This window comes from Micromonospora xinjiangensis (assembly GCF_056150165.1).
The window spans coordinates 530908-556124 of sequence record NZ_JAXCFO010000002.1; the positions used below are offsets into that span (position 1 = coordinate 530908).

General features: G+C 73.9%; 23 protein-coding genes and 1 pseudogene. 16 read left to right on the plus strand and 8 right to left on the minus strand.

Annotated elements, in window-relative coordinates; genetic code table 11:
• The first annotated feature begins 3 nt into the window (after positions 1 to 3).
• From SM573_RS09370 to thiC, 4 genes and pseudogenes are all read left to right on the plus strand, one after another.
• Complete coding sequence (locus SM573_RS09370) at positions 4 to 774, plus strand: thiazole synthase (RefSeq protein ID WP_474615906.1); 771 nt, start codon at positions 4 to 6, stop codon at positions 772 to 774.
• A gap of 56 nt (positions 775 to 830) precedes the next feature.
• Positions 831 to 1418: pseudogene (locus SM573_RS09375) on the plus strand (thiamine phosphate synthase); the annotation flags it as partial.
• A gap of 179 nt (positions 1419 to 1597) precedes the next feature.
• Positions 1598 to 2383, plus strand: coding sequence for a bifunctional hydroxymethylpyrimidine kinase/phosphomethylpyrimidine kinase (thiD, locus tag SM573_RS09380; protein ID WP_474615907.1), 786 nt, complete (start codon positions 1598 to 1600; stop codon positions 2381 to 2383).
• Positions 2384 to 2400: 17 nt separating this feature from the next.
• Entirely contained in the window at positions 2401 to 3993 is a 1593-nt protein-coding gene (gene thiC, locus SM573_RS09385) for a phosphomethylpyrimidine synthase ThiC (protein ID WP_474611041.1), read from the plus strand.
• A 193-nt stretch (positions 3994 to 4186) separates the two neighbouring features.
• On the opposite strand, the gene SM573_RS09390 is transcribed toward thiC, so the two are convergent.
• From SM573_RS09390 to SM573_RS09405, 4 genes are all read right to left on the minus strand, one after another.
• Positions 4187 to 6904, minus strand: a complete 2718-nt coding sequence (locus SM573_RS09390; RefSeq protein WP_474615908.1) for a DNA polymerase III subunit gamma/tau domain-containing protein — start codon at positions 6902 to 6904, stop codon at positions 4187 to 4189.
• Positions 6905 to 6981: 77 nt separating this feature from the next.
• Positions 6982 to 7290 carry a cupin domain-containing protein gene (locus SM573_RS09395; RefSeq protein ID WP_474611039.1) on the minus strand — a complete coding sequence of 103 codons (309 nt, stop codon included), beginning with the start codon at positions 7288 to 7290 and terminating at the stop codon, positions 6982 to 6984.
• A complete protein-coding gene (locus SM573_RS09400) occupies positions 7287 to 8240 on the minus strand; it encodes an LLM class F420-dependent oxidoreductase (RefSeq protein WP_474611484.1) in 954 nt (317 codons plus the stop codon). The genes SM573_RS09395 and SM573_RS09400 overlap by 4 nt, the downstream gene beginning before the upstream one ends.
• A gap of 2 nt (positions 8241 to 8242) precedes the next feature.
• Positions 8243 to 9028 carry an ABC transporter ATP-binding protein gene (locus tag SM573_RS09405; RefSeq protein ID WP_474611038.1) on the minus strand — a complete coding sequence of 262 codons (786 nt, stop codon included), beginning with the start codon at positions 9026 to 9028 and terminating at the stop codon, positions 8243 to 8245.
• Between the two features lie 265 nt (positions 9029 to 9293).
• On the opposite strand from SM573_RS09405, the gene SM573_RS09410 reads away from it, so the two are divergent.
• Together SM573_RS09410 and SM573_RS09415 are read left to right on the plus strand one after the other, a co-directional pair.
• A complete protein-coding gene (locus tag SM573_RS09410; protein WP_474611037.1) occupies positions 9294 to 10328 on the plus strand; it encodes an ABC transporter substrate-binding protein in 1035 nt (344 codons plus the stop codon).
• Between the two features lie 96 nt (positions 10329 to 10424).
• Positions 10425 to 11282, plus strand: a complete 858-nt coding sequence (locus tag SM573_RS09415; RefSeq protein ID WP_474611036.1) for an ABC transporter permease — start codon at positions 10425 to 10427, stop codon at positions 11280 to 11282.
• Positions 11283 to 11399: 117 nt separating this feature from the next.
• Here SM573_RS09415 and SM573_RS09420 read toward each other — a convergent pair whose 3' ends face one another.
• Positions 11400 to 12581 (minus strand): ABC transporter substrate-binding protein, encoded by a 1182-nt coding sequence (locus SM573_RS09420; RefSeq protein ID WP_474615909.1) that lies wholly within the window; start codon positions 12579 to 12581, stop codon positions 11400 to 11402.
• A 447-nt stretch (positions 12582 to 13028) separates the two neighbouring features.
• Here SM573_RS09420 and SM573_RS09425 point away from each other — a divergent pair, with 447 nt between their 5' ends.
• From SM573_RS09425 to SM573_RS09440, 4 genes are all read left to right on the plus strand, one after another.
• On the plus strand, positions 13029 to 16076 hold the full coding sequence (locus SM573_RS09425; protein WP_474615910.1) for a sensor histidine kinase: 3048 nt from the start codon (positions 13029 to 13031) through the stop codon (positions 16074 to 16076).
• The gene (locus SM573_RS09430) at positions 16073 to 16480 is read left to right on the plus strand and encodes a roadblock/LC7 domain-containing protein (RefSeq protein WP_030329975.1); all 408 of its coding nucleotides are present in this window, start codon (positions 16073 to 16075) and stop codon (positions 16478 to 16480) included. The genes SM573_RS09425 and SM573_RS09430 overlap by 4 nt, the downstream gene beginning before the upstream one ends.
• Before the next feature lie 97 nt (positions 16481 to 16577).
• A complete protein-coding gene (locus SM573_RS09435; RefSeq protein ID WP_474611033.1) occupies positions 16578 to 16940 on the plus strand; it encodes a DUF742 domain-containing protein in 363 nt (120 codons plus the stop codon).
• Positions 16921 to 17544, plus strand: a complete 624-nt coding sequence (locus tag SM573_RS09440) for a GTP-binding protein (RefSeq protein ID WP_474615911.1) — start codon at positions 16921 to 16923, stop codon at positions 17542 to 17544. The genes SM573_RS09435 and SM573_RS09440 overlap by 20 nt, the downstream gene beginning before the upstream one ends.
• Positions 17545 to 17608: 64 nt before the next feature.
• Here SM573_RS09440 and SM573_RS09445 read toward each other — a convergent pair whose 3' ends face one another.
• Positions 17609 to 18697 (minus strand): uroporphyrinogen-III synthase, encoded by a 1089-nt coding sequence (locus SM573_RS09445; RefSeq protein ID WP_474615912.1) that lies wholly within the window; start codon positions 18695 to 18697, stop codon positions 17609 to 17611.
• A 338-nt stretch (positions 18698 to 19035) separates the two neighbouring features.
• On the opposite strand from SM573_RS09445, the gene SM573_RS09450 reads away from it, so the two are divergent.
• The 6 genes from SM573_RS09450 (at position 19036) to glmM (ending at position 23050) form a co-directional block, all read left to right on the plus strand.
• Entirely contained in the window at positions 19036 to 19731 is a 696-nt protein-coding gene (locus SM573_RS09450; RefSeq protein WP_474615913.1) for a class I SAM-dependent methyltransferase, read from the plus strand.
• Between the two features lie 99 nt (positions 19732 to 19830).
• Positions 19831 to 20088: a DUF6364 family protein gene (locus SM573_RS09455; protein ID WP_474611029.1), complete on the plus strand. Its 258-nt coding sequence runs from the start codon at positions 19831 to 19833 to the stop codon at positions 20086 to 20088.
• Positions 20078 to 20371, plus strand: coding sequence for a type II toxin-antitoxin system PemK/MazF family toxin (locus tag SM573_RS09460; protein ID WP_474611028.1), 294 nt, complete (start codon positions 20078 to 20080; stop codon positions 20369 to 20371). Before SM573_RS09455 ends, SM573_RS09460 begins: the two co-directional genes overlap by 11 nt.
• A 275-nt stretch (positions 20372 to 20646) precedes the next feature.
• A complete protein-coding gene (gene rplM / locus SM573_RS09465; RefSeq protein ID WP_091102704.1) occupies positions 20647 to 21090 on the plus strand; it encodes a 50S ribosomal protein L13 in 444 nt (147 codons plus the stop codon).
• Positions 21091 to 21110: 20 nt separating this feature from the next.
• Positions 21111 to 21575 carry a 30S ribosomal protein S9 gene (rpsI, locus tag SM573_RS09470; RefSeq protein ID WP_474611027.1) on the plus strand — a complete coding sequence of 155 codons (465 nt, stop codon included), beginning with the start codon at positions 21111 to 21113 and terminating at the stop codon, positions 21573 to 21575.
• A 116-nt stretch (positions 21576 to 21691) separates the two neighbouring features.
• Positions 21692 to 23050: a phosphoglucosamine mutase gene (gene glmM, locus SM573_RS09475; RefSeq protein ID WP_474611026.1), complete on the plus strand. Its 1359-nt coding sequence runs from the start codon at positions 21692 to 21694 to the stop codon at positions 23048 to 23050.
• A gap of 91 nt (positions 23051 to 23141) precedes the next feature.
• Here the strand turns inward: glmM and SM573_RS09480 are convergent, their stop codons facing one another.
• Positions 23142 to 24335: a pyridoxal phosphate-dependent aminotransferase gene (locus SM573_RS09480; RefSeq protein ID WP_474615914.1), complete on the minus strand. Its 1194-nt coding sequence runs from the start codon at positions 24333 to 24335 to the stop codon at positions 23142 to 23144.
• A 31-nt stretch (positions 24336 to 24366) separates the two neighbouring features.
• A complete protein-coding gene (locus tag SM573_RS09485; RefSeq protein ID WP_474615915.1) occupies positions 24367 to 25107 on the minus strand; it encodes an MmpS family transport accessory protein in 741 nt (246 codons plus the stop codon).
• Positions 25108 to 25217 lie beyond the last annotated feature (110 nt).

The following is a 25217-nucleotide window of genomic DNA, read 5'->3' on the forward strand; positions in this document are numbered from 1 at the left end:
GACATGGGCTTCCAGCTCGGCGGGGTCACCCTCGCCTCGCGGCTCATCCTCGGCACCGGCGGCGCGGCCAACCTGCGCGTGCTGGAGGAGGCCATCCGCGCGTCCGGCACCGAGCTGGTCACGCTGGCCCTGCGCCGGGTGGACACCGCGCCCGGTATGGGCGGCGGGCTGCTGGACCTGTTGGACCGGTGCGGCGTACGGCTGCTGCCCAACACGGCGGGCTGCTACACGGCCGTCGAGGCCGTCAAGGTCGCCCGGCTGGCCCGGGACGCGTTCGACACCGACTGGATCAAACTGGAGGTGATCGGCGACGAGCGAACCCTGCTCCCGGACGGCGTGGAGCTGCTGCGCGCCGCCGAGGAGCTGGCCGCCGACGGGTTCACCGTGCTGGCGTACACCAGTGACGACCCGGTGCTCGCCCGGCGCCTCGCGGACGTGGGCTGCGCCGCCGTCATGCCCGCGGGAGCGCCGATCGGGTCGGGGCTCGGCGTGACCAACCCGCACCACATCCGGCTCATCCGGCAGAGCGTCGACGTGTCGGTGATCCTGGACGCCGGCGTCGGCACCGCGTCCGACGCGGCCCTCGCCATGGAGCTGGGCTGCGACGCGGTGATGCTGGCCAGCGCGGTGACGAGGGCCGCCGATCCGGTGGCGATGGCCACCGCCATGCGGTACGCCGTCGAGGCCGGGCGGCTGGCCGCCGGCGCCGGTCGGATCCCCCGCCGGCACCACGCCCTCGCCTCCACACCGGACGAGGGCAGGCCGGAGCTGTGAACGCCTCATCGGATCTCGGTGCGGGAGGGCCGCTGGAAGGGCGCCTTCTCACCACGATCTCGACGGTGCCGTCCGGGATTGTCCTGCTCACCGATCGGTGGCAGGCCCGGGGGGCGGTGACGGAGGTGGTCGCGGCGGCGGTGGCCGGGGGCGTGCGCTGGGTCGTGCTGCGCGAGAAGGACCTGCCTCGGGCCGAGCGCGCCGCCCTCGCCGCCGACCTTCGCCCGATCCTCGCCGGAGCGGGCGGCAGGCTGATCGTCGCCGGCCCCGACCCGCTCGGCGGCGACGCCGTCCACCTCCCCGCCGCCGGCCCCTATCCGCCCCCGCGCCTGGGTCTGGTCGGCCGCTCCTGCCACGACGAGACGGAGCTGGGCCGGCTGTCCACCGAGGACTACGCCACCCTCTCGCCCGTCTACCCCACGCGGACCAAACCCGGCCACGGCCCGCCCCTGCACCCGGACGGGCTCGCCGCGCTGATCGCGCGGTGCCCCGTCCCGGCCCTGGCCCTCGGCGGGGTGGAGACCCCCGGGCAGGTGCGGCGGTGCGTGGGGGCCGGCGCCGTCGGGGTGGCCGTACTCGGCGCGATCATGCGCGCCGAAGACCCGGCGACGACAGCCCGCAGGTTGACCGCCGCCTTCGACGCGGCCCCGCGCCCGGCGGCACCGAGCCGGCACGACCGGACGGCGGGCCGCCCGCTGGGGTCACCGCCGACCGCGCCCACCGAGGGATCGCGGCCGAGCGTGCCCGCGGCGGAGTTTCGCCCGACCGTCCGGAGCGGGCCCGACCGGCCATGGCCCTCGCACGGGAGCATCGGAGGAGACACGTGACCCCACCGACCGTCCTCACCATCGCCGGGTCCGACTCCGGTGGGGGAGCGGGCATCCAGGCCGACCTCAAGGTCTTCGCGGCACTCGGGGCGTACGGCACGAGCGTCGTCACCGCGGTGACCGCGCAGAACACGCGGGGCGTCGACGCGGTCCTGCCGCTGCCGCCGGCCACCGTCACCGACCAGGTGGAGAGCGTGCTAGCCGATTTCGCCGTACGCGCGGTGAAGACCGGGATGCTCGGCTCACCGGCCGTCGCCGACGCGGTCGCCGCCGTGGCCCGGGACGGGCGGCTGCCGCACCTCGTCGTCGATCCGGTGCTGGTCGCCACCAGCGGGCACACACTCGGCGTCGTCGCCGCCGTCGAGCGGCTGCTGCCGTACGCCCGCGTGGCGACACCGAACTGCGCGGAGGCCGCGGCCATCACCGGACGCCAGGTGACCACGGTCGAGGAGATGGCCCGGGCCGCCGAGGCACTGGCCGCCGGTGGCCCGGCGCACGTGGTGGTCACCGGCGGCGACCTCGACGGCGGCGAGGCGGTCGACGTGCTGCACGGCGACGGGAGCACCACCGTGCTGCGCGCACCCCGGGTCGACACCCGGCACACCCACGGCACCGGCTGCTCGTTCTCGGCGGCGGTCGCCGTGCGGCTGGCGCTGGGCGACCCGGTGCCGGCCGCGGTCGCCGCCGCCAAGGAGTACGTGACCCGCGCGCTGACCGGCGCGCGGCGCTGGGAGTTGGGCGCGGGACGCGGCCCGCTGGACCACTTCGGCTGGTCCGCTTGATCACCAGGGAGGGTGTCATGCAGGCACGACGCAAGGTGTACGTGGAAGGGTCCCGGCCCGACGTCCGGGTGCCGTTCGCCGAGGTGACCCTCACCGGGGACAACCCACCGGTACGCCTCTACGACACGTCCGGGCCGGGCTCGGACCCGCGGGTCGGGCTTCCGCCGCTGCGCGGACCGTGGATCGCCGAGCGGGGCGACGTGGCCCCGGTACGCGGCGCCGGCACCCCGCTCGCCGGTCTCGACGGGCGACGCCCGACGCAGCTCGCGTACGCCCGGGCGGGCGTCGTGACGCCGGAGATGGAGTTCGTGGCGATCCGCGAGGGCGTGGCGCCCGAGTTCGTCCGCGACGAGATCGCCGCCGGCCGGGCGGTGCTGCCCCTCAACGTGAACCACCCGGAGTGCGAGCCGGCCATCATCGGCAAGGCGTTCCTGGTCAAGGTCAACGCCAACATCGGCACCTCGGCGGTCAGCTCCTCGGTCGAGGAGGAGGTGGAGAAGCTGACCTGGGCGACCCGGTGGGGCGCGGACACCGTCATGGACCTCTCCACCGGCAAGCGGATTCACGAGACCCGGGAGGCGATCGTCCGCAACTCGGCGGTGCCCATCGGCACCGTGCCTATCTACCAGGCGTTGGAGAAGGTCGGCGGCGACCCGGTGAAGCTCAGCTGGGAGGTGTTCCGGGACACCGTCGTCGAGCAGGCGGAGCAGGGCGTCGACTACATGACCGTGCACGCCGGCGTGCTGCTCCCGTACGTGCCCCTGGCCGTCGACCGGGTGACCGGGATCGTGTCGCGGGGCGGCTCGATCATGGCGGCCTGGTGCCTCGCGCACCACGAGGAGAACTTCCTCTACACGAACTTCGCGGAACTCTGCGAGATCCTCGCCCGCTACGACGTGACCTTCTCCCTCGGCGACGGGCTGCGTCCCGGCTCGATCGCGGACGCCAACGACGAGGCGCAGTTCGCCGAGCTGAGGACGCTCGGCGAGCTGACGAAGATCGCCTGGTCGTACGACGTGCAGGTCATGATCGAGGGCCCCGGGCACGTGCCGATGCACAAGATCAAGGAGAACGTCGACCTCCAGCAGGAGTGGTGCCACGAGGCGCCCTTCTACACGCTCGGGCCGCTGACCACCGACATCGCGCCCGCGTACGACCACATCACCTCGGCCATCGGCGCCGCGATGATCGGCATGTTCGGCACGGCGATGCTCTGCTACGTGACCCCGAAGGAGCACCTGGGGCTGCCGGACCGGGACGACGTGAAGGCCGGCGTGATCGCGTACAAGATCGCGGCACACGCCGCCGACCTGGCCAAGGGGCACCCGGGCGCGCAGGCCTGGGACGACGCGCTCTCGAAGGCCCGGTTCGAGTTTCGCTGGGAGGACCAGTTCAACCTGGCGCTGGACCCGGAGACCGCCCGGTCGTACCACGACGCGACGCTGCCCGCCGAGCCGGCGAAGACGGCACACTTCTGCTCGATGTGTGGGCCGAAATTCTGCTCCATGAAGATCACGCAGGATCTCAAGGAGTACGCCGCCCGCGGCATGCGGGACAAGTCGGAGGAGTTCCTCTCCTCGGGCGGCCGGGTGTACCTGCCGCTCGCCTGAGCGGCCCGCTCGCCGTTGGGGCAGGACGGCGCGGGTCGGACCGGCCTCGACACGGACGGCGCGGGTCGGAGCGGCCTCGAGACGGACGGCGCGCGTCGGACCGGCCTCGAGACGGACGGCGCGGGTCGGAGCGGCCTCGAGACGGACGGCGCCCGGGGAGGCTTCCTCACCCGGGCGTCGTCCTCTCGGTAACTCAGTCGCGGTGGTGGCGGCCGGTCGAGCGCAGGGAGCGGCGACCGCTCTCCTGTTCGGGCTCGTTGTCCGCCACCGGCCGGCCCAGCCCGGCCACCCAGTCGACGTACTCCTCGTCCTGCGCCGCCAGGGGCTCCGGCTCGGGGGTGCTTCCCGTGACGTCCCGCGAACGGTTCCGCCGGAACAGCCCGAGCCGGCCACGACTGCGGCCCGTGGGCTGATCCGTGCCGACCGTCTCGTCGGCGGGCGCCTCGGCCGGCTCGTCGGCCCCGGTCGCCTCCGGCGTCTCCGCCTCAGAGGTGTGGCGGGGACTGGTCGACTGCGGTCCGGCGCGCCGGGCGGTGGCCAGGGCCTCCCAGCTCGCCGCCCGCTGCAGGTCGGGCATCGGTGCCCGGTGCCGGGCGCGGGTCGCCGGCTCGGTCGACTCGTCCCCGGCGGGGGACGCCGCCTCGGCCGACGGGTCCCAGGCCGCCTGGTCGGGCGCGGGCCGGGCTGGCTGGCCGGCGGGCGCGGGCCGGGGCGGCACCGGCCAGGCCGGGGCGACCGGCCAGAACGACCGGGTCTGCGACGTGTCCTGCGCGGGGGCGTCCGGCGTCGCCGCGCCGGCCGGTGCCGTCGTGCCGGTCGCGTCGCCGCCGGCCGGAGCCGGGCCGGCGGCCGGTGGGGTCGGGGCCGCGCTCGGTCGGGTGGGCGCCACGCCGTCCTGGCCCCGCGAGCCCGGCGCCGCGGATTCGTCGCTCGTGCTCTCCGCCGTGACGCGCGGGGCCGTCTCCGCCGCGTCGGCGTCCGTGCCGACAGCGCCCCGGCTGGCGGCGTCCGTGTCGGGGACGCCCCTGCCGGCGACGGCCGTGCCGGCGTCGGTCGCGGTGCCGGCGTCCGCGCTGGTGTCGCTCGCGGTGCGGCCGTCCGGCGTGGCACCGACCCCCGTGTCCGGCGTGTCGCCCGTCGAGTCGGGGGCCGGCTTCGGCGCGGACCGGGGCTTGCGTACCCGACGGGGCTTCGGCGCGGGCGTCTCCGGTACGCCGGCCGCCTCCGGTGCCTCCGCTGTGGCGGGCTCCGGTGTCCGCGGCGTGGCCGCCGAGCGCGGCGCGGGTGGTGCCCCGGCCGTCGACGACGTCCCCGGGGTGGACGCCGTCGCGGCCGGGTTGGTGCCGCGGCGGCTCGACTTCGCGGTCTTCGCGGTGTCCGTCGCCGCGGGGCCGGGCGCGACGGCGTCGGCGGCTCCGCCGACGGAGGTGGTTGCGGCGTCCCGGGCGGGCGCGACGTCGGGCGCGGACGACCCGGTGGGCGCGGTCTCGGCACTCGCCGGGACCGGATCGGCCGGTGCCGCGGAGCCAGTGGACGAGGTGGCGGCCTCCGCGCCGGTGGGAACGACCGCCTCGGCGGGCGTGGTCGCGGCGGTGGCCGTCGCGCCAGTGGGGAATGAGCCGGTGGGCGTGGTCGCGTCGGTGGGCCCGGCCGTGGCAGCGGTTCCGGTGTGCCCCACGGGCCGGCCCACCGTCGACTCGACGGTCAGCGGCGGGGTGGGCTGGTGGTCGGTGCCGGGCCGGTGGGCGGGACCGGCGGCCGACCGGTGCGGCGCCGGGGCGCCGGCCTCCGGCCACTCCCAGTGCGCCGGGGCCGCCGGAGTGGCCGAGGTGGCGGTGCCGCTGGTCCGGGCGGAGCCGGTGGCGGGCACCGTCCCGGCGGCTCGGGCGGCGAGGCCCGCGCCGGCCGGTTCCGCCTGGTCGCCGCCGCCGTGGTCGTCGTCGCCGCGGTCACCGCCGGCGCGGTCGCCGGCGGGCGCCCCGGGGGAGGGCAGTGCCGGGCCCGCGGGCAGCGGGCGCAGGATGGCGCTCGGCTCGATGGCGTGGGCCCCGGCGCTGCGCGCGCCGGCCGGCCAGCGGAGCAGCGCGGCGGCCGCCGCACCCAGGCCGCCGGCGACGACGGCGATCAGCGCCCCGTAGTAGGGCGTGGTCTGGTAGCGGTCCACGGCGTCACCGGGACCGGCTGTCAGGTAGCCGAACGCGACCAGCACCGGACCGGCCAGCCCCGTCGCGCCGCTGACCAGGGGGACGCAGCCCTGCCGCCGCGCCAGCCCGGCGCTCACCGCGCCGGCGAGCAGCGCCACGATCGGCAGCAGGAACAGCGACAGTCGCTGGGCGGCGTCCGCGTCCAGCCAGGTCGGCTCCAGCACGCCGAGCCGGACGGTGCGCAGGGCGCCGTCCGCGCCGAGCGACGGGAGCGCGGAGACCAGCGCGAGCAGCCAGAGCGCGCCCGCCACCATCGCGAGGTTCCAGCCCAGTGGCGGATTGAGCAGTACGGCGATCGCCGCACCGGCGCCCACGACCGCACCGAGCACGGCGCAGATGCCGACCGCGAACACCGGGTCGACCGAGACCAGCTCGGCGGTGCGCGCGGGTTGCATGCACAGTGGCGCGACGGTGAAGGCGCCCAGCGCGGCCACCGCGCCGACGGCCAGTTGCCGGCCGGTGGTGTGCAGCGGCGAGTCGCGGCGGGCGAGGCGCTCGGTGAGCACCGCGCCGGCCACCGCGGCGTTGGCGGCGAACCAGCCGACCCAGACGAGCTGGGCCGGCCACTGGTTGACGGTCGCGCCGGTGAAGGCGCCGGTGAGCCGGACGATGCCGAAGCCGTACGCGATGCCCAGCTGACCGGCCCCGGCCAGCACGCTCACCCCGAGCGCCGTGAGCAGCAGTCTGCCCCAGGTCCGAAAGGCCATGTCCGGCACGTTACGCACCAGGTGCGCAGGATCGCCACCGGCACGCCGCGCGGCGCGGCGACGCCCGAGCGGTCGGTCTACTTGAGTTCGACCAGCCGGGCCAGGTACGTCGTGTTTCCGACGTTGGTCAGCATGTGCACCGCACCGGGATCCCGATAGACGACGCCGCCGGTCGGCTCGTCCGCGTCGATGCGGGTGCCGTCGATCGTCTGCACGACGTTCGTGGCGCCCTGTACCGCCACCACCAGGTACGGGTGGTCGTGCCGGTGCAACGGCTGCGACTCGCCCGGCTCCAGCCGGATGTGCCAGACCCGGACCCGGTCGTTCTCGTACACGATCTCCTGGCCCACCGGCCCGAGTTCGAGGTCTTCGGTGATGTCGGTCATCCGTCCGCTCCGTTCAGCTGCGGGAGCACGTCGCTCGCGATCAGCTCCAGGTGGTCGAGGTCGGAAAGCTCGATGAGGCGCAGGTGCACGCGGGTCGCGCCGATCTCGGCGAACCGGCCGATCCGGTCCACCAACTGGGCGGGGGAGCCGACCACCGGATCCTCCGGCGGCAGGGCGCTCGCCACGTGCAGGGGCGCGGCCCGTCGCTCCGCCTCGTCGTCGGTCCGCCCGATCGCGACGACGATCCCGGCGGAGAGCACCAGCGGCGCGCGCCCGGACTCCGCGCGGCCGAGGCGGTCGGAGGCCTCGCGTACCCGCTCGTACGCCTCGGCGGTCTCCTCGACGGACTTGAACGGCATGTTGAACTCGTCGCCGTAGCGGGCGGCCAGCTCCGGTGTGCGCTTGGGGCCGCGGCCGCCGACGATGACCGGAGGGCCGGGCACCTGCACCGGCTTGGGCAGCGCGGGAGCGTCCACCAGCCGGTAGTGGTCACCGTGGAAGCTGTACGAGCCGCCCAGCGGGGTCCGCCACAGCCCGGTGATCACCTCGAGCTGCTCGGCCAGCCGGTCGAACCGCTCGCCGACCGGAGGGAACGGGATGCCGTAGGCCCGGTGCTCCCGTTCGTACCATCCGGCGCCGATGCCCAGCTCGACCCGGCCGCCGCTCATCTGGTCCACCTGGGCGACCATCACCGCGAGCGGCCCGGGCAGCCGGAAGGTGGCCGAGGTGACCAGCGTGCCGAGGCGGATCCTGGTGGTCTCGCGGGCCAGCGCGGCCAGGGTCAGCCACGCGTCGGTCGGGCCGGGCAGCCCGGGGTCGGCGCCCATCGCCTGGTAGTGGTCGGCGCGGAGGAGACCCTCGAACCCGCAGGCCTCGACCGCGTGGGCGAAGCGCAGCTGGTCGTCGTAGGTGGCGCCGCGGTGGGGCTCGATGAAGACCGACACCCGCATGGTCATCGTCCTTCCGCGCCGGTGGCCACCGGCTCGTCCCGTTCCATGAGCAACTCGTGCAGGTCCGCGCTGACGCGGGCGACATCCGCCAGGTGGGCGTTGCGGCCCAGCGTGCGCGGCCGGGGGATGTCCACGTCGACGACCTTGCGAATCCGTCCGGGGCGGGGACTGAGCACCACGACCCGGTCGGCGAGCAGCACCGCCTCGTCGATGGAGTGGGTGACGAAGACGATGGTGGCGGCGTTCTCCATGTGCACCCGCTGGAGCTCGCCCGACAGCTCCTCGCGCGTCAGCGCGTCCAGCGCGGAGAACGGCTCGTCCATGAGCATCACCCGGGGGTCGCCGATCAGCGACCGGCACAGCGACACCCGCTGCTGCATGCCGCCGGAGAGTTCGTGCGGCAGCCGCTTCTCGAAGCCGGCGAGCCCGGCCATGTCGAGCAGCTGCCGGGCGCGGTCGCGGTACTTGGCGCGGCTCCAGCCGAAGATCTCGACCGGCAGCAGCACGTTGTCGAGCACCGTACGCCAGGGGAGCAGGGCGGGCTTCTGGAACAGCATCGCGATGTCGCGCCGGGGCTTGCTGACCGGTGCGCCGGCGACGGAGATCTCCCCGGAGGTCACGGGGAGCAGCCCGGCGATCAGTCGGAGCAGCGTCGACTTGCCGCAGCCGGAGCGGCCGAGGACGGCCACGAACTCGCCCTCGGCGACGTCGAGGTCGATCTCCCGCAACGCCTCGACGCGGCCGGAGCGGCCGTCGAACGTACGGGACACCCTGGACAACCGAATCACCGGCGGGCCTCCCCTGAGTGGGCAATCAGGAATCCGGCAAAGGCTAGCCGGTCCAGGTGTCCATTGAGGTGTCCGGGGTGGACGAAGTTTGTATCCGTTCCGCAACCCGACACGCCTGGCGGGGCAAAGGTGGGTTTCTCGTACGCTGTGGCCGCGAAGAGTCCCCTCACGACGGTGGTGCCGGTCTGCCCCCCTTTCGCCGGCCCCCCGCGACAACCCCCTCCGGTGGCCGCCGGCCTCCGGTCGGAAAGGACATGGTGCACTGATGAGAAGGCTGACCCGTACGGTCGCCGCGGCCGCGCTGGCCACCGCCCTCGCCCTCGTCGCCGGCTGCTCCGGTGACTCGGACTCGTCCGACGACGCCAAGGGCGGCAACGGCGGATCCCTGGAGAAGGTGACCTACCTCACCTCCTTCGGCAACTTCGGTCGTGACTCCTACGCCTGGGTGGCGAAGGAGAAGGGCTTCTTCAAGGAGGCCGGCTTCGACGTCGAGATCAAGCCCGGCCAGGGCACCGGCGCCGTGATCCAGACCATCGTCGCCGGTCAGGCCGACTTCGGTCCGATCGACCTGACCGGTGGACTGCTCCAGCTCGGCAACGGCCAGGCCAAGGACTTCATCGCCGTGGCCGCCATCCAGCAGCGCACCATGGCCGGCATCGCCACGCTCGAGGGCAAGGGCATCGCCACCCCCAAGGACCTGGAGGGCAAGCGGCTGGCCGACACGCCCGGCTCCGTCGTCCGCAACCTCTTCCCGACGTACGCCCGGATGGCGGGCGTGGACGCCAGCAAGGTGACCTGGGTCAACGGTGAGGCGCAGAACCTGATCGGCACCCTCGCCTCGGGCCAGGTGGACGGGATCGGCCAGTTCGTCGTCGGCCAGCCGACCATCGAGGCGGCGGCCAAGGGCAAGAAGGCCGTCATGCTGCCGTACAGCAACGTGATGCAGGACCTCTACGGCAACGTGCTCATCACCTCGGCGAAGATCGCCAAGGAGAAGCCGGACATGGTCAAGCGGTTCACGGCGGCCCTCATGAAGGGCCTGGAGTACAGCCTGACCAACCCGCAGGAGGCGGCGGAGCTGCTGAAGAAGAACGTCGACGCGACGAACGTCGCCTCGGCCGCCGCCGAGCTCCAGCTGATGGCCGGGTACGTCCGCTCCAGCAACTCCGGCACCACGCTGGGCACGCTGGACAGCGGCCGGGTGGCCAAGAGCATCGCCATCCTCCAGGGCGCGGGCACGCTGAAGAACAGCATCACGCCCGAGCAGATCATCGACTTCGACCTCACGCCGAAGGCCTGATCACCGCAGCGAACTGGGGTGCGTACCGCCGGGGCCCGGCGGTACGCACCCCGTCCGGTGTTCCGGCCCGTGCCGGACGACCCGAAGGAGGAGACCATGACCGAGGTCCGGTCGGCCGAGCCGGTGACCGAACTTACGACCCCGGAGAGTGGGCCGGCGACGAAGGCGCGACGGGGGATCGGCGTACGAGCCGCCGGGGCGGGCAACGCCCTGCTGCCCCCGGTCGGTCTGCTGATCGCCCTCGCGGCGTGGTGGCTGGTCGCCCGGCTGGAGCTGGTCCACCCGGCGGCGTTGCCGCCCCCGTGGGCGGTGGTGCGGGCGTTCGTCGACAAGCCCGCCCTGATGCTGGAGTACACCTGGGACACGACACTGGAGATCCTGATCGGGTTCGGGCTCTCGGTGGTGGCGGGCGTCCTGCTCGGGCTGGCGCTGGCGTCGTCCCGGGCGGTGGAGCGGATGTTCACCCCGCTGCTCGTGGCGGTGAACGCGGTGCCCAAGATCACCTTGGGGCCGCTGCTGGTGGTGGCGCTCGGCTGGGGCCAGAAGCCGATCCTCACCATGGTCTTCCTGTTGTGCTTCTTCCCGATCGTGCTCTCCACCGCGACCGGCCTGACCACCACGCCGGCGGACCTCGCCGAGCTGGTCCGCTCCTGGAACGCCTCCCGGTGGCAGGCGTTCCGCAAGGTCCGGTTCCCGGCCGCGCTGCCGCAGATCTTCGTCGGTCTCAAGGTCGGCATGCCGCTCGCCGCGATCGGTGCGGTGATCGGTGAGTTCCAGGCCGGCGAGGGCGGGCTCGGCTACGCCATCCAGCAGTACGCCGGCATCGGCGACTCGGACACGGCGTGGGCGGCGATCATGCTGGTGGCGCTGGTCAGCATCCTGCTCTACACCGCCCTCGTGGTGGTCGAGCGGATCGCCCTGCCCTGGGTGCGCGAGACCACCAGCAGCCGCTGAACCGGCGACGTTCGCCCACACGCACGTCGGGCCGGCCTCCCGTGTCGGGGAGGCCGGCCCGTGCGCGCCGGTGCGGTGCCGGGGCGGCCCGCCGCGGACGCGGCGGGCCGTCGTCGGTCAGCCGGCCAGGCGCCAGCGGCCGTTGCGGGCGACGAGGGTCGTGAGCGCCTGCGGCATCAGCCCGGAGTGGTTGTCCGGGGTCATCCGGATGGGACCGGAGAGGCCGTCCAGCTGGGAGGTCTCCAGCACGTCCCGGATGCCGTCGCGGTTGATCCGGTCGGCCGGGCCGCCGGCACGCTGCTGGGCCTCCGCGATGAGCTGCACCGCGTCGGCGGCGAAGGAGGAGGCGCCGTTGTACCCGCCGAACCGGGCCGTGTAGTCCTGGAACCACTGCCGGCGGGCGGCCTTGGCCGGCGTCGTGGCGATCACGTCGTCGATCGCCATGGTCTGGGTGAAGATGAGGGTCGCTCGCTCGGTGGCCCGGGCGGACTCGCCGAGGAACAGGTCACCGGCCGCACCCGCGTCGAGGTAGAGCGAGCCGGCGAAGCGGGCCTGCTGCGCCGCGGTGGCCGCCAGCATGGCCTGCTCCGGCGGCGTCCAGATGATCAGAGCCTGGGGCCGGCGCGCGGCGAGCGTCTGCACCTGCTGGCTGACGTCGGTGTCGGTGATCCGCGCCGTCGCCTCGCGCAGGAGCTTGATGTTCGCCTTGTCGAACTCGCCCTGGAGGGCCTTCGCCCCCTCGGCGCCGTAGTCGTCGTCGCTGCGCAGTAGCGCGACCTTGGTGACGCCCCGGCGGACCAGCTCGGAGACGAGGGCGGAGGCGCTGTCCGCGGCGTTCGGCGCGAGCTTGAACACGTACCGCCGGTCGGCCACCGGGTTGGCCACGGCGCCGGACGTGGCGAGGGCGATGGTGGGGATCTTCTTCTCGTTGATGGTCCGCACGGCGCCGACCGCGCACTCGTTGCAGCCACCCATGATGATCGCGCTGACCTGCGGGTCGTTGCTGAAGTCGCCGATGTTGCGCAGCGACTCGCTGGCGTCGGACCGGTTGTCCTTGACGCGCAGCTCGATCCGCCGGCCGTTGAGGGCGCCCGAGGAGTTCATCTGTTCGACCTTCAGTTCCAGCGCGCGCTGGTACGCCTTGCCGACGGGGGCGGCGGCGCCGGATAGTTCGAGGTCCGCGGCGATCACGATCGGGCTCGCCGTCGCCTCCTCCGCGCCGAACTGGCACCCGGTCAGTGTGCCGGCCAGCACGACGGATGCGAGAGCCGCGATTGTCGTGGAGCGGATGGGGCTCAAGTCGTCCTCCAGGTGCGGGCGCGGGGCGCGGCCCGGTCACCGCAGCTAATCCGTCCTCAGTGGAGAGACGGGAAGGGTTTGCCGTACGGTGTGCGAGAAGCCTGCAAAACCTTGCCAACGGCGGGCGCTGTGGTCAAGCGCGGAGGGCTTCGGCCGTTTCGGGACGGCCATCCCACATGTTGGGGTCACACGATGTTTGCAAACGGTCACGTTCCATACGCGTGTGACCACTCTGGAGTTACATGCCCTGTTCACGGGCTTGCGGAAATGAAGGTAGCAGTTGACCGGAACACGGGGTGCGCGCGGTCCGACCGTTTCCTGCCCGCACGCGGCTTCCCAAACAGGAGCGTCTCTGATGAAATCGCGGCCGTGCCGCGCGTGCCGCCGCCCATCGCGCCCGGCACGGTTCGGCGGTTCAGGCGTTGACGAAGCGACGGAGGCCATGTCGTGAGCACCGGACCGACGACCCTGCCCCAGAGCCGTGCGAATGCTCGGCCGGCCCGTCGTCGACTGCCCCGGCTGCGCGATGCCCGGATCAGGTCGAAGCTGGCGCTGATCCTGGTGGTGCCGGTCGCCGCGGTCATCGCACTGGCCACCGTCCGGCTCGTCTCGGTCGGGCAGGGCGCGCTCGAGGCCACCGAGGCCCGCGCGCTCACCCGGCTCGGCATCGAGGTCTCCGCGCTCAGCCAGGACCTGCACCTCGAACGGATGGCCGCGGCCGCCTACCTGGCCTCGCCGCAGGACAAGGCCGACGCGTACAACCTGCGGGTACGCCAGACGCAGCAGCGGATCGACGCGTACCGCGCGGAGCGCGAGCGCGTCGACGACGTGCCGACCGCGTTCCGGGACCGGCTGGCCGCCATCGACGGCCACCTGAACACGCTGGACAGCACCCGCCAGGAGGTCTCGGCCCGCCGGCAGATGGCCGTCGCCGAGGCGATGCTCCGCTACGGCGTGATCCTCGACGACCTGGTCTCCTACGGCGACAGCCTCGCCCAGTTGTCGGGCGGCGAGCGCCTCTCCGACAGCCGTCGCGCGGTGGCCGCGTTCGCCCGGGCCAAGGCGTCGGTGGCCGAGGAGCAGGCCGTCGCCTTCAGCGCGCTCAGCGCCGGCCAGCTCGACGAGGAGCAGTTCTCCTCCTTCGTGGCCACCCTGACCAGTCAGCAGGAGTCGCTGCTCGCCTTCTCGCTCGCCGCCGACCCGGCGCAGCGGGCCCTGGTGAACAGCACCGTCTCCGGTGACGCGGTCGGTCTCGCCGACCGCGTCGCGTCCGACATCACCCGGTCGGTCGGTCAGCGTCCGCTGGTCTCCGCGCAGGACGCGACCGCCGCCATCGGCGCGGTGAACGACCTGATGCGCTGGGCCGAGATCCAGTTGCAGAACTCGCTCCTCGCGCAGACCGACCAGGTCCGCTCGGACGTCATCCAGCAGGCGGTGCTCGAGTCGGCGCTGGTGCTGTTGACCCTGCTCATCGCGGTGACGCTCGCGGTCGTGCTGGCCCGGTCGCTCAACGACTCGCTGCGCCGGCTCCGCGAGGGCGCCCTCTCCGTGGCGAACCACGACCTGCCCGAGGCGGTGCAGCGCCTGCAGACCATGGGCAGCGTCGGCGAGGGCGGCGTGGACGAGATCGTCCGCCAGGTCCGCGACCCGATCAACCTGACCAACCGCGACGAGGTCGGGCAGGTGGCCTCCGCCTTCAACGTCGTGCACCGGGAGGCGGTGCGTGTCGCCGCCGAGCAGGCCGCGCTGCGGACCAGCGTCTCGGCGATGTTCCTCAACCTGGCCCGGCGCAGTCAGACGCTGGTCGACCGGATGATCGGCGAGCTGGACGCGATCGAGCGCGGCGAGGAGGACCCGAAGCGCCTGGCCCAGCTCTTCGAGCTGGACCACCTGGCCACCCGGATGCGCCGCAACGACGAGAACCTGCTGGTCCTGGCCGGTGCCGACTCGGCCGTGCCGCGCCGTGACGACGCCCTCCTGGTGGACGTGCTGCGCGCGGCCCAGTCCGAGGTCGAGCTCTACAACCGCATCGAGTTCGGCACCGTCGACACCGACATCTCCGTCGCCGCGCACGCCGTCAACGACGTCGTCCGGCTCGTGGCCGAGCTGCTCGACAACGCGACCCGGTTCTCGCCGCCGACCACGATCGTCGTCGCGGACGGGCGGCGCATCCGCGACTACGTCCTGATCCAGATCGAGGATCGCGGGCTCGGCCTGACCGACGAGCAGCTCGACTCGCTGAACCGCCGCCTCGCCGCGCCGCCGACGGTGGACGTCGCCGCGTTCCGGCTGATGGGTCTCGCGGTGGTGAGCCGGCTGGCGTCCCGCTACGGCATCCGGGTCGAGCTGCGCCGCAACGTCGAGGGCGGCACCGTCGCGCAGGTGACGCTGCCCGCCGCGACCGTCGTGCTGCCGAGTAGCCGGGGCCGGGAACAGGCGCTCACCCCACCGCGGCCGCGCCAGCCGATGGCGGTCGAGACGGCGCCGCACGCGCCGGTCGCCGTGGCCGAACCGCGCACCGGTCTCACCTCGGCGGCCACGCTCACCGACCAGTGGCGCACCAGCAGCCCCGCACCGGCGCCCTGGCCGTCCCCGCTGGACGCCCAGGAGACCGCGCCGACGGTGTCGGTCGGTGGCCTGGCCGCACCGTCGCCCGCCGCACCTCCGCTGCCGCCGGCCCAGCCCGCGTACGGGGGTGGGTTCGGCGGTGACAGCCCGACGGCGGCCCACCCGACCCTCACGCCGCTGCCCCGCCGCGCGCCGGGCGCCGGGGCCGCCGACCTGTCGACCGCGCCGGGGCACCCGCTCGGGGCGGCCACCGCGCCGACGCCCCCGCCCGCCCCGCCCGTGCTGCCGCCACCCGCCCCGCCCGTGATGCCGGCGGCCGTGCCGCCCGTGCCGGTCGCGGCCCGCCCCGAACCGGTGGCCGAGGCTCCCATCTTCCGCGAGATGGAGGCGGTCTGGTTCCGGTCCCACGGCGACGACGCCACCGCCATCTTCGCCCGGCCGCAGTTCGACGAGCCCCCGGCCGCGGCTCCGGCCGCCGCGCCGGCCGCCAAGCTGCCCACCCGCACGCCGGGCGTCAACGCCACCACCACCCCGGCGCAGCAGCCACCGCCGCCGTCGTACACCCCGCCGGCGGGCGCGCCGCGGGCGACACCCACCACCGCCGCGGCGCCCACCGCCGCGGCGACGCCCACCGACCCGCCGCCGGCCGACCCGGACGCGTGGCGGACGGCGGCCGACGAGGGCTGGTCCCGCGCCAGCCGGGCGGCCGAGCCGACCAACGGTGGGACGACCCGCTCCGGGCTGCCCAAGCGCGTACCGCAGGCGCAGCTCGTGCCGGGCGGCATCGAGCCGCGCGGCGGCCGGGAGCGCACTCGGCGCACCCCGGATGACGTACGTGGTCTGTTGTCGGCCTACCACCGCGGCGTGCAGCGCGGCCGGTCGGTCGGAACGGACGAGACCCGCACCTCGACCAAGGAGACCCGATGAACAGGCCAGCGGCCATGCAGGACATGGGTTGGCTGCTCACCAACTTCGCCGACAGCGTGGCGGGCATCGCCCACGTGGTGGCGGTGTCCGCCGACGGGCTGCTGCTCGCCTCCTCCCGGGACCTCCCCGCGGACCGGGCGGACCAGCTCGCCGCGATCACGTCCGGTGTGGTGAGCCTGACCGAGGGCGCGGCCCGGATGTTCAGCGCCGGCGGTGTTCTCCAGACCGTCATCGAGATGGACAGCGGCTACCTGTTCCTCATGTCGATCAGCGACGGCTCGTCGATGGCGGTGCTGGCCGCCCGTAGCTGCGACGTGGGCCAGGTCGGCTACGAGATGGCACTGCTGGTCGAGCGGGTCGGCGCCGCGCTGGTGCCGCTGCCACGGGACGCGGTGCGCTCCTGACGCGGGACGGTGTGCTCCCGGACGGGGGCGCACCGACCAGTACAGGGAAGGGACCGGGCCCGACGGGGGCACCGGAACGGAGAGGAGGTGATCGCGGATGGAACCCCGGCGGGACCCACGTGGTGCGCTCGTGCGACCGTACGCGGTCACCCGTGGCCGGACCGAGCCCCGTCAGGACATCGCCCTGGAGGCGGTCCTGATGGCCACGCCCACCCAGGTCGCCGAGTCCCGGTTCGCCGGCCACGACAAGCACCGCATCGCCACCGTCTGCGAGGGCCGGGCGCAGTCGCTGGCGGAGATCGCCGCGTACACCCGGATGCCGCTCGGCGTCGCCCGGGTGCTGGTCGCCGACATGGTGGCCGAGAGCCTGCTGACGCTACACACTGCTGCTCCCGCCGAGGGGTTCGAGGAGCGAATGGAACTGCTGGGAAGGGTGCTAAGTGGACTTCGCAGGCTATGACCCCGCGAGGGGGCAGCAGAGCCGCGGGATCGTATCCGCCAAGATCGTCGTCGCCGGTGGGTTCGGCGTGGGCAAGACCACGCTCGTCGGCGCGATCTCCGAGATCACGCCGCTGACCACCGAGGCGGTGATGACCGCGGCCGGCGTCGGGATCGACGATCCGTCCAAGGTGCCGGGCAAGGAGACCACCACGGTCGCCATGGACTTCGGCCGGATCACCATGGCCCAGGACCTCATCCTGTACCTGTTCGGCACCCCGGGCCAGACGCGCTTCTGGTTCATGTGGGACGAGATCATCAGGGGCGCGGTGGGTGCCGCGGTGCTGGTGGACACCCGCCGGATCACCGATGCCTTCGCGCCACTGGACTACTTCGAGAACCGGCAACTGCCGTACGTGGTCGCGCTGAACTGTTTCGACGGCGCGCCCCGGTACGAACTGGAGGAGATCCGCGAGGCGCTGGCGATCTCGCCACAGGTGCCGCTGATCATGACGGACGCCCGACGGCGTGATTCGGTGAAGCACGTGCTGGTCACCGTTGTCGAGCACGCCATGGCACGGCTGGAGGCCGAGCACGGCCGGGGCTTCGCGACACCGGTCGGTTGACGAGGACGCCAGCGGGTCCCGCGCGGGCCCGCCGGCGCAGGTGCCGGGCGGGCGCCCGGCCGGTTCAGTCGACCCGGAGGCGGTACCCGCGCTTCACGACGGTCTGCACCACGCGGGGGGCGCGCAGGCCGGCGCGGAGCCGGGCGACCGCCATCTCCACGGCGTGCTCGTCGGCGCCGCGGGGCAGCGTCCGCAGCAGCGCCGTCCGGGACAGCACCCGGCCGGGTTGCCGCGCGAGCGCCCGTAGCACGGCCATCGGGGCCGGCGCGAGCGGGCGCAGGTCACCGTCGATCAGCGCGGCGTGCCCGCGGAGGGTGAGCAGGTGCCCGGCCGCCTTGCAGGACACGGTGCGCCGGGGCAGCTCGTCCGCGATGGTCTCGACCAGCGCGTCCGGCCGGGCCCGGTCCGGCGTGTGGACGGGCACGCCCCGGCGCCGCAGGGGTTCCGCGGTCACCGCGCCCACGCAGGCGGCCAACACGTCGGCGCGGAACGCCCCCAGCACCACGTCGGCCCGGTCCCCGGCTGCCCGCAGCAGCGCCTCCACGGCCGGCGCGGCGGTGAAGGCCACCGCGTCGACGAGTCGCCCCGCGATCAGGTCGACGAGGCGGTGCAGCGGAGCCGGATCGGTCGGCGGTGCCCAGCGGTAGACGGGCACCTCGATCACCGTGGCGCCCGCCGCCTCGAGGGCCCGGGTGCACTCCGGCTGCCGCTCGCCGTGGAGCTGCACCGCGACCACCTGACCACCCACCCCGCGCCGGCGCAGGTGGTCGACGACCTCCTCCCAGCGTTCCGACGCCGGAGTCCACCGGTCGGGGAGGTCGGCTGCCCGGAGGGCGTCGCGCGCCCGGCCGCCGAGGGCCACCACGTACGCCTCGGCGAGCACCGAACGTAACGGCTCCGCGAGCCCCCATCCCTCGGCCGCCTCCAGCCAGCCGCGCATCCCGATGCCCGTGCTGGCCAGCAGGACGTCCGGCGGCCGGCTCAGGCAGGCGCGGGTCGCCTCCCGCAACTCGGTGTCGTCGGCCAGGGGCACGATCCGCAGCGCCGGCGCGAGCACGATCCGGGCCCCTCGGCGTTGCAGCAGCCCGGCGAGCTCGTCGCGCCGGCCGTCGACCGTCACGCCGATGGTGAAGCCGGCAAGCTCCTCACGCATCACCCCTCCTGTCGCAGCGGCACCTCGGAGTCCTCGTCCCGGCGGCGAAGCCGGGCGGACCGGGCCCGGCGGCCGGGAGGTCGACGCGGTCCCGGCCGGCGCCGCGTGCCCGGCTCCTCCCGGACCGACGGGGAGCCACGGCGCGGGCCGCCGCGCCGTGCGCGTGGTCGGCCGTGCACCGTGTGTCATGTCGGCCAAGCGTGCCGTCGGGCCGTTTCCGGTCCGGGTCCGGCCTGTTTCGGCCCTGTCAAGAGCGCCTCACACCGCTCCACGGTGGAGGACCACCTGGCGATGCTTAGAATGTGGGAGCACTGTCTTGGATAATGGGAGGAGCGCCGATGGCCGTCGCGGATGCCTTCAACGCCGTGGCCGGAAGCTACGACGCGTCGCGTCGCCGGTTGGTGCCCTGCTTCGACGCCTTCTACGGCACGGCGGTCGAGGTGGCCGCGCCGCCGCTGCGGGCCGCGCTGGCCGCCGGACGTACGCCGGAGGTGCTGGATCTCGGCGCCGGCACCGGGCTGCTCTCGCTGCTGCTGGCCGCGGCCGTCCCCGGGGTGCGGCTCACCCTGGTCGACGCCGCCCCGGCGATGCTGGCGGTCGCCACCGACCAGCTGCGCGCGCGTGGCGTGCCGCACCGGACGGTGCGCGCCGACCTGACCGGCCCGCTGCCCGCCGGCCGGTACGACGCGGTGGTCTCCGCCCTGGCCATCCACCATCTCGACGACGACGGCAAACGGTCGCTCTACGGTCGGTCGGCCGACGCGCTGCTGCCGGGCGGCGTGTTCGTCAACGCCGAGCAGGTGGCGGGCCCGACCCCCGCGCTGGACCGGCGCTACGACGAGGTGTGGACGGCCCGGATCACCGAACTCGGCTCGGACCCCGACGAGATCGCGGCGGCCCGGGAGCGGATGCGGCACGACCGGCCGGCGCCGGTCGCCGACCAGTGTCTCTGGCTCACCGAGGTCGGGCTCGCCGACGTGGACTGCTTCTTCAAGGAGTGGCGGTTCGCCGTGTTCGGTGGCCGACGCCCCTGACGGACTGCTCCGGATCGCGGCCCGGCCGTGGCTGTCCGGTTTGCCGGCGGGCGCGTCCGCGGATGACTGACGGTCACACCGCCGGGTAATCTCACCGGCATGACCGCCAAGGTGACACTGTCGTTCTCCGACGAGACGATCGAGGAGGCGCGCCGGTTCGCCAAGCGCGAGGGCCTGTCGCTCTCGGCCTGGATGGACCAGGCCGCCCGGGAGAAGGCCCTCCGGGAGGTCTTCGCCGCGCACGCCGCCGCCGTGGGTCGCGCCGGAATGGATCTCGAGTCGGCCGCCCTCGCCGACGCCCGCGAGGTGGGCATGGTCGACGACCTGCTCTTCGGCGGGCGTCCGCGTGCTGCGTAGAGGCGAGATCTGGCGCATCGAGGGTGCGCGTGAACGGCTGGGGCTGGTCATCAGCTCCGACGTCTACAACTCCACCGACGTGCCGATCGTGATCGTGGCCGAGGTGGTCGAGCAGGCGCTGCTGCGCGACTCGCCGCTCGCCGTGCAGATGGGCGGGTACGTGGTGATGCCCGACCGGCTCTCCTCTCCCATGAAGAAGTGGTTCACCGAGTGCGTGGACGTCGCCGACGCCGACACGATGCACCGGGTCGGCCGGGCGCTGCGGATCCTGCAGCAGCTCTGAGCCGGGCAGGGGTCCGGGCGCCGCCCGGAGGTGGGCCGGTGACGTGCCCCGCCGGTCCGGTGGCTCCGGTCGCCCCGGGTGTGACCTCGGCCACGGCCCGCGACGCGGGCGCGCCGGGTGGGACCCCGTTTTGACCAGCCGACGGGGCGCCGGGTATCGTTGCCTGCTGTTGTACGACATCCAGAGGCGTGCCATATCAGGTACGCTTGGTCGTTCGTGCGCGCCTGGTGACCTCGGCGCGCGACCCCAGACCGACGACGAGACAAGGTAGACCTGTGCGTACGTACAGCCCGAAGCCGGGTGAGATCGAGCGTCAGTGGCACGTCATCGACGCTTCTGATGTCGTGCTGGGCCGCCTGGCCACCCACGCCGCCACGTTGCTGCGTGGCAAGCACAAGCCGACCTTCGCGCCGCACGTCGACACGGGCGACTTCGTCGTCATCGTGAACGCGGGCAAGGTGGCGCTGACCGGCAACAAGCGTCAGCAGAAGATCGCTTACCGCCACTCCGGTTACCCGGGTGGTCTGAAGCAGGTCGGCTACGACGAGCTGCTGACCAAGCGTCCCGAGCGGGCCATCGAGCTGGCTGTCAAGGGGATGCTCCCGCACAACAAGCTCGGCCGTAAGCTCATCAAGAAGCTGAAGGTCTACGCCGGTGCCGAGCACCCGCACGGCGCCCAGTCGCCGGTGCCGTTCGAGATCAAGCAGATCGCGCAGTGAGCGCGGGCGAAGGAATCAGCATGACCGACATCACCGCCACCGAGGTCGCCCCCGAGGCCACCGAGGCGCCGGCGCCCGTCGCCCGCGCGCCTCGTGGTGACCGGCCGATCCAGACCGTGGGTCGCCGCAAGGAGGCCATCGTCCGGGTCCGCATCGTGCCGGGCAGCGGCAAGATCACCTGCAACGGCCGTGACCTCGAGGCTTACTTCCCGAGCAAGGTGCACCAGCAGCTGATCAAGGACCCGCTGGTGACCGCCGAGAAGGCCGAGACGTTCGACGTCATCGCCAACCTGCGTGGTGGCGGCATCACCGGTCAGGCCGGCGCGCTCCGGCTCGCCATCGCCCGGGCTCTGATCGTCAACGAGCCCGACGACCGCCCGGCCCTGAAGAAGGCCGGCTTCCTGACCCGGGACGCCCGGGTCAAGGAGAGCAAGAAGTACGGCCTCAAGAAGGCCCGCAAGGCTCCCCAGTACTCGAAGCGCTGATCTTCACCAGCGCGTTGTACGTCTGACGGACGGCCGGTCCGCCTCCCCTCGTCGGGAGGTGGGCCGGCCGTTCCGCTTTCTCCACTTATCGGCCGTGTCATCGGAGGTTGGCGGGTATGGGTCGGTTGTTCGGCACGGACGGCGTCCGCGGGCGGGCGAACGTGGATCTCACCCCGGAGCTCGCGCTCGCGGTGGCGGTCGCCGCGGCGCACACACTCGCGGAGACGGACCGGAGTCACCCGCCCGTCGCGGTGGTGGGCCGGGACACCCGGGCCAGCGGCGAGATGCTGGAGGCGGCTGTCGTGGCCGGGCTGACCAGCGCGGGCGCCACGGTGATCCGGGTCGGCGTGCTGCCCACCCCGGCGGTGGCGTTCCTGACCGCGGAGGCCAAGGCGGACCTGGGCGTCATGCTCTCCGCCTCGCACAACCCGATGCCGGACAACGGGATCAAGCTCTTCGCCGCCGGGGGGCACAAGCTTCCCGACGAGATCGAGATGAAGATCGAGGCGGCGGTCGAGGCGAACGCCACCACGGCGTGGGAGCGCCCCGTGGGTGCCGGCGTGGGGCGCGTGCACGACCTGCTCGACGGCGCGGACCACTACGTACAGCACCTGGTCGGGACGGTGCCGCACCGCCTCGACGGGATCAAGGTCGTCGTCGACTGCGCCAACGGCGCGGCGGCGGAGGTCGCCCCGGTGGCGTACCGGGAGGCCGGCGCCGAGGTGATCGCCATCCACGCCGAGCCGGACGGGCTCAACATCAACGACGACTGCGGCTCCAACCACATCGACGCGCTGCGTGCCGCCGTGGTGGAGCACGGCGCGCACCTGGGCATCGCCCACGACGGTGACGCCGACCGCTGCGTGGCGGTCACCGCCGACGGCGACGAGGTGGACGGCGACCAGGTCATGGCGATCCTCGCGCTGGCCATGCGCGAGGCGGGCACGCTCACCCAGGACACGCTCGTGGCGACCGTGATGAGCAACCTCGGCCTCCGGCTGGCGATGTCCGCCGAGGGCATCCGGCTGATCGAGACGAAGGTCGGGGACCGTTACGTGCTGGAGGAGCTGCGGGCGTCCGGCCTGGCGCTCGGTGGCGAGCAGAGCGGGCACATCGTGATGCCGGCCTACGCCACCACCGGCGACGGCGTGCTGACCGGCCTGCACCTGATGTCCCGCATGGCGGCCACCGGTCGCAGCCTCGCCGACCTGGCCGCAGTGGTGACCAAGCTGCCGCAGGTGCTGATCAACGTGCCCGTCGCGGACCGCACCGTCGGCGCCGCCGCGCCGGCCGTACGCGCCGAGGTGGAGCGGGCCGAGGCGGAGCTGGGCGGCACCGGGCGGGTGCTGCTGCGCCCCTCGGGCACCGAACCGCTGGTGCGGGTGATGGTCGAGGCCGCCACCGAGACGGCGGCCCGATCCGTTGCCGAGCGGATCGCCGACCAGGTCCGCACCGCGAGCCCGGTCGCATCCTGATCCGACCGGCGCCCGACGCGCGTCGGCTGCTCGTCACCCCTCGGCGAGCAGCCGCGCGGTCGGGAGCCGGCGCGGCCTGCGGCGGGCGTGGTCAGGCCGGGGCGAGCCGACGCAGGCGGGCGACCGCCTCGGTGAGCACCTCCGGGCGCTTGCAGAACGCGAAGCGGACCAGGCGCCGCCCGGCCTCGGCGTCGTCGTAGAACACCTGGGTCGGCACGGCGACCACCCCGCACCGCTGGGGCAGCGAGCGGCAGAACTCCACCCCGTCGCGACCGCCGAGGGCGGTGACGTCGGCGGTGACGAAGTAGGTGCCCTCCGGTGGGATCACCTCGAAGCCGGCGGTGGTCAGGCCGTCGACCAGCTGGTCCCGTCGGGCCTGCATCCCGGCTCGGAACCCGACGAAGTAGTCGTCCGGTAGGGCCAGCGCCACCGCCACCGCGGGTTGCAGCGGGGCGGCGTTGACGAACGTGAGGAACTGCTTCACCCGCAGCAGGGCGGAGACCAGCCGGGCGGGCCCGCTCGCCCAGCCGACCTTCCAGCCCGTGCAGGAGAACGTCTTGCCGCACGAGGAGATCCGCAGGGTGCGCTCCCGCATGCCGGGCAGGGTGGCCAGGGGCACGTGGGGCGCGGACGCGTCGGTGAAGACCAGGTGCTCGTACACCTCGTCGGTCACCGCGTACACGTCGTGCTCCTGGCACAGCTCGGCGACGAGCGCCAGTTCGGCCGGGGTGAAGACCTTGCCGGTGGGGTTGTGCGGCGAGTTCAGGAGCACCAGCCGGGTGCGGGGGCCGAACGCGGCGCGCAGCGCGGCCGGGTCGAAGGCGTACCGGCCGTCGCCCGCCGGGCGCAGCGTGACGGGCCGGCGGACCGCGCCGGCCAGGGCGATCGAGGCGGCGTACGAGTCGTAGTACGGCTCGAAGCACACCACCTCGTCGCCCGGCTCGCAGAGGGCGAGGATCGCGGCGGCGATCGCCTCGGTGGCGCCGGCGGTCACGACGACCTCGGCGTCCGGGTCGTAGTCGAGCCCCCAGAACCGGCGCTGGTGGCCGGCCACCGCCGCGCGCAGGGCGGGGACACCCGGACCCGGCGGGTACTGGTTCTGCCCCGAGCGCAGCGCCTCGGCCGCGGCCGCGAGCATCTCCGGCGGGCCGTCCGTGTCCGGAAAGCCCTGGCCCAGGTTGACCGCTGCGGTGCGGACGGCGAGCGCGGACATCTCGGCGAAGATGGTCGTGCCGAACGGCCGCATCCGGGCCACCAGCGGATCGACATCGGTGGTCGTCGTCACGTCCGCCAGCCTACGGCCCCGCGCCGAACCCTCAACCCACGGCGGTGCCGAAGCAGCTGGACCCGAAGTCCTCGTCCGCCTGGTGGTCGACCGTCCTCCCGCCCACCGTGATGCGGCAGCTGCTCTCCATCCGCCCGTCCGGGTGGTGGGCCAGCACCATGAGCCGGCCGCCGTCGCGCGCCGAGAAGCTGAGCCGCCAGGGCAGGCGCACCCGCGGCTCCTGGACGAAGTCGCCGTTCGCGTCGTAGTACTCCAGGTCGAAGCGCCCCTCGCCGGTCACCTCGTAGACGACGCGTACGTCGCCGGGTCCGTCGTTGGGGGTCAGTGCGGGCTCGTCGGCCCACGGCTCGGCCTCGTCCTCGTACCCCTCCTCCCCGCCCTGGTAGCCGCCCGGATAGGGCTGCTGGGCGATCGGGGCGTGCGGGCTCGGCCGGTCGGCGTGCCGCAGCAGGGCCGTGCCGCCGAGCACGCCGCAGAGCGCGAGCACGACGACGACGGTGACCGCGATGGCGGGGCCGGGTGACCGCCCGCCCGTGCGGGGCGGCACGGGCGCCGCGCCGTACGGCCAGGGGTGGCCGTACGGCGGCCGCGGACCGGAGGGGCCCGGGCCGTACCGGCTCCACGCGGTGGGCGGTGGGGCGCCGGCGGCCGGAACGGGCGGTGGGTCGTAGCCGGGAGCGCCGGACCACACGCCGGGGTCGGGAGGCGCCCAGGGGCGCGGGTCCGGCCCGGGCGTGGGGTTCGGTTCGGCGGAGGGTGACGCCTCGGACATCAGGGCTGCTCCGGGTACGGACGCGGCAGGGGCCGCGGGCAGAGGGGGTGCCGGCCGACGAGGTGATCGCCTGCCCGCCGGTTGCGGCCCTCAATGTACGGGTAGGCGGG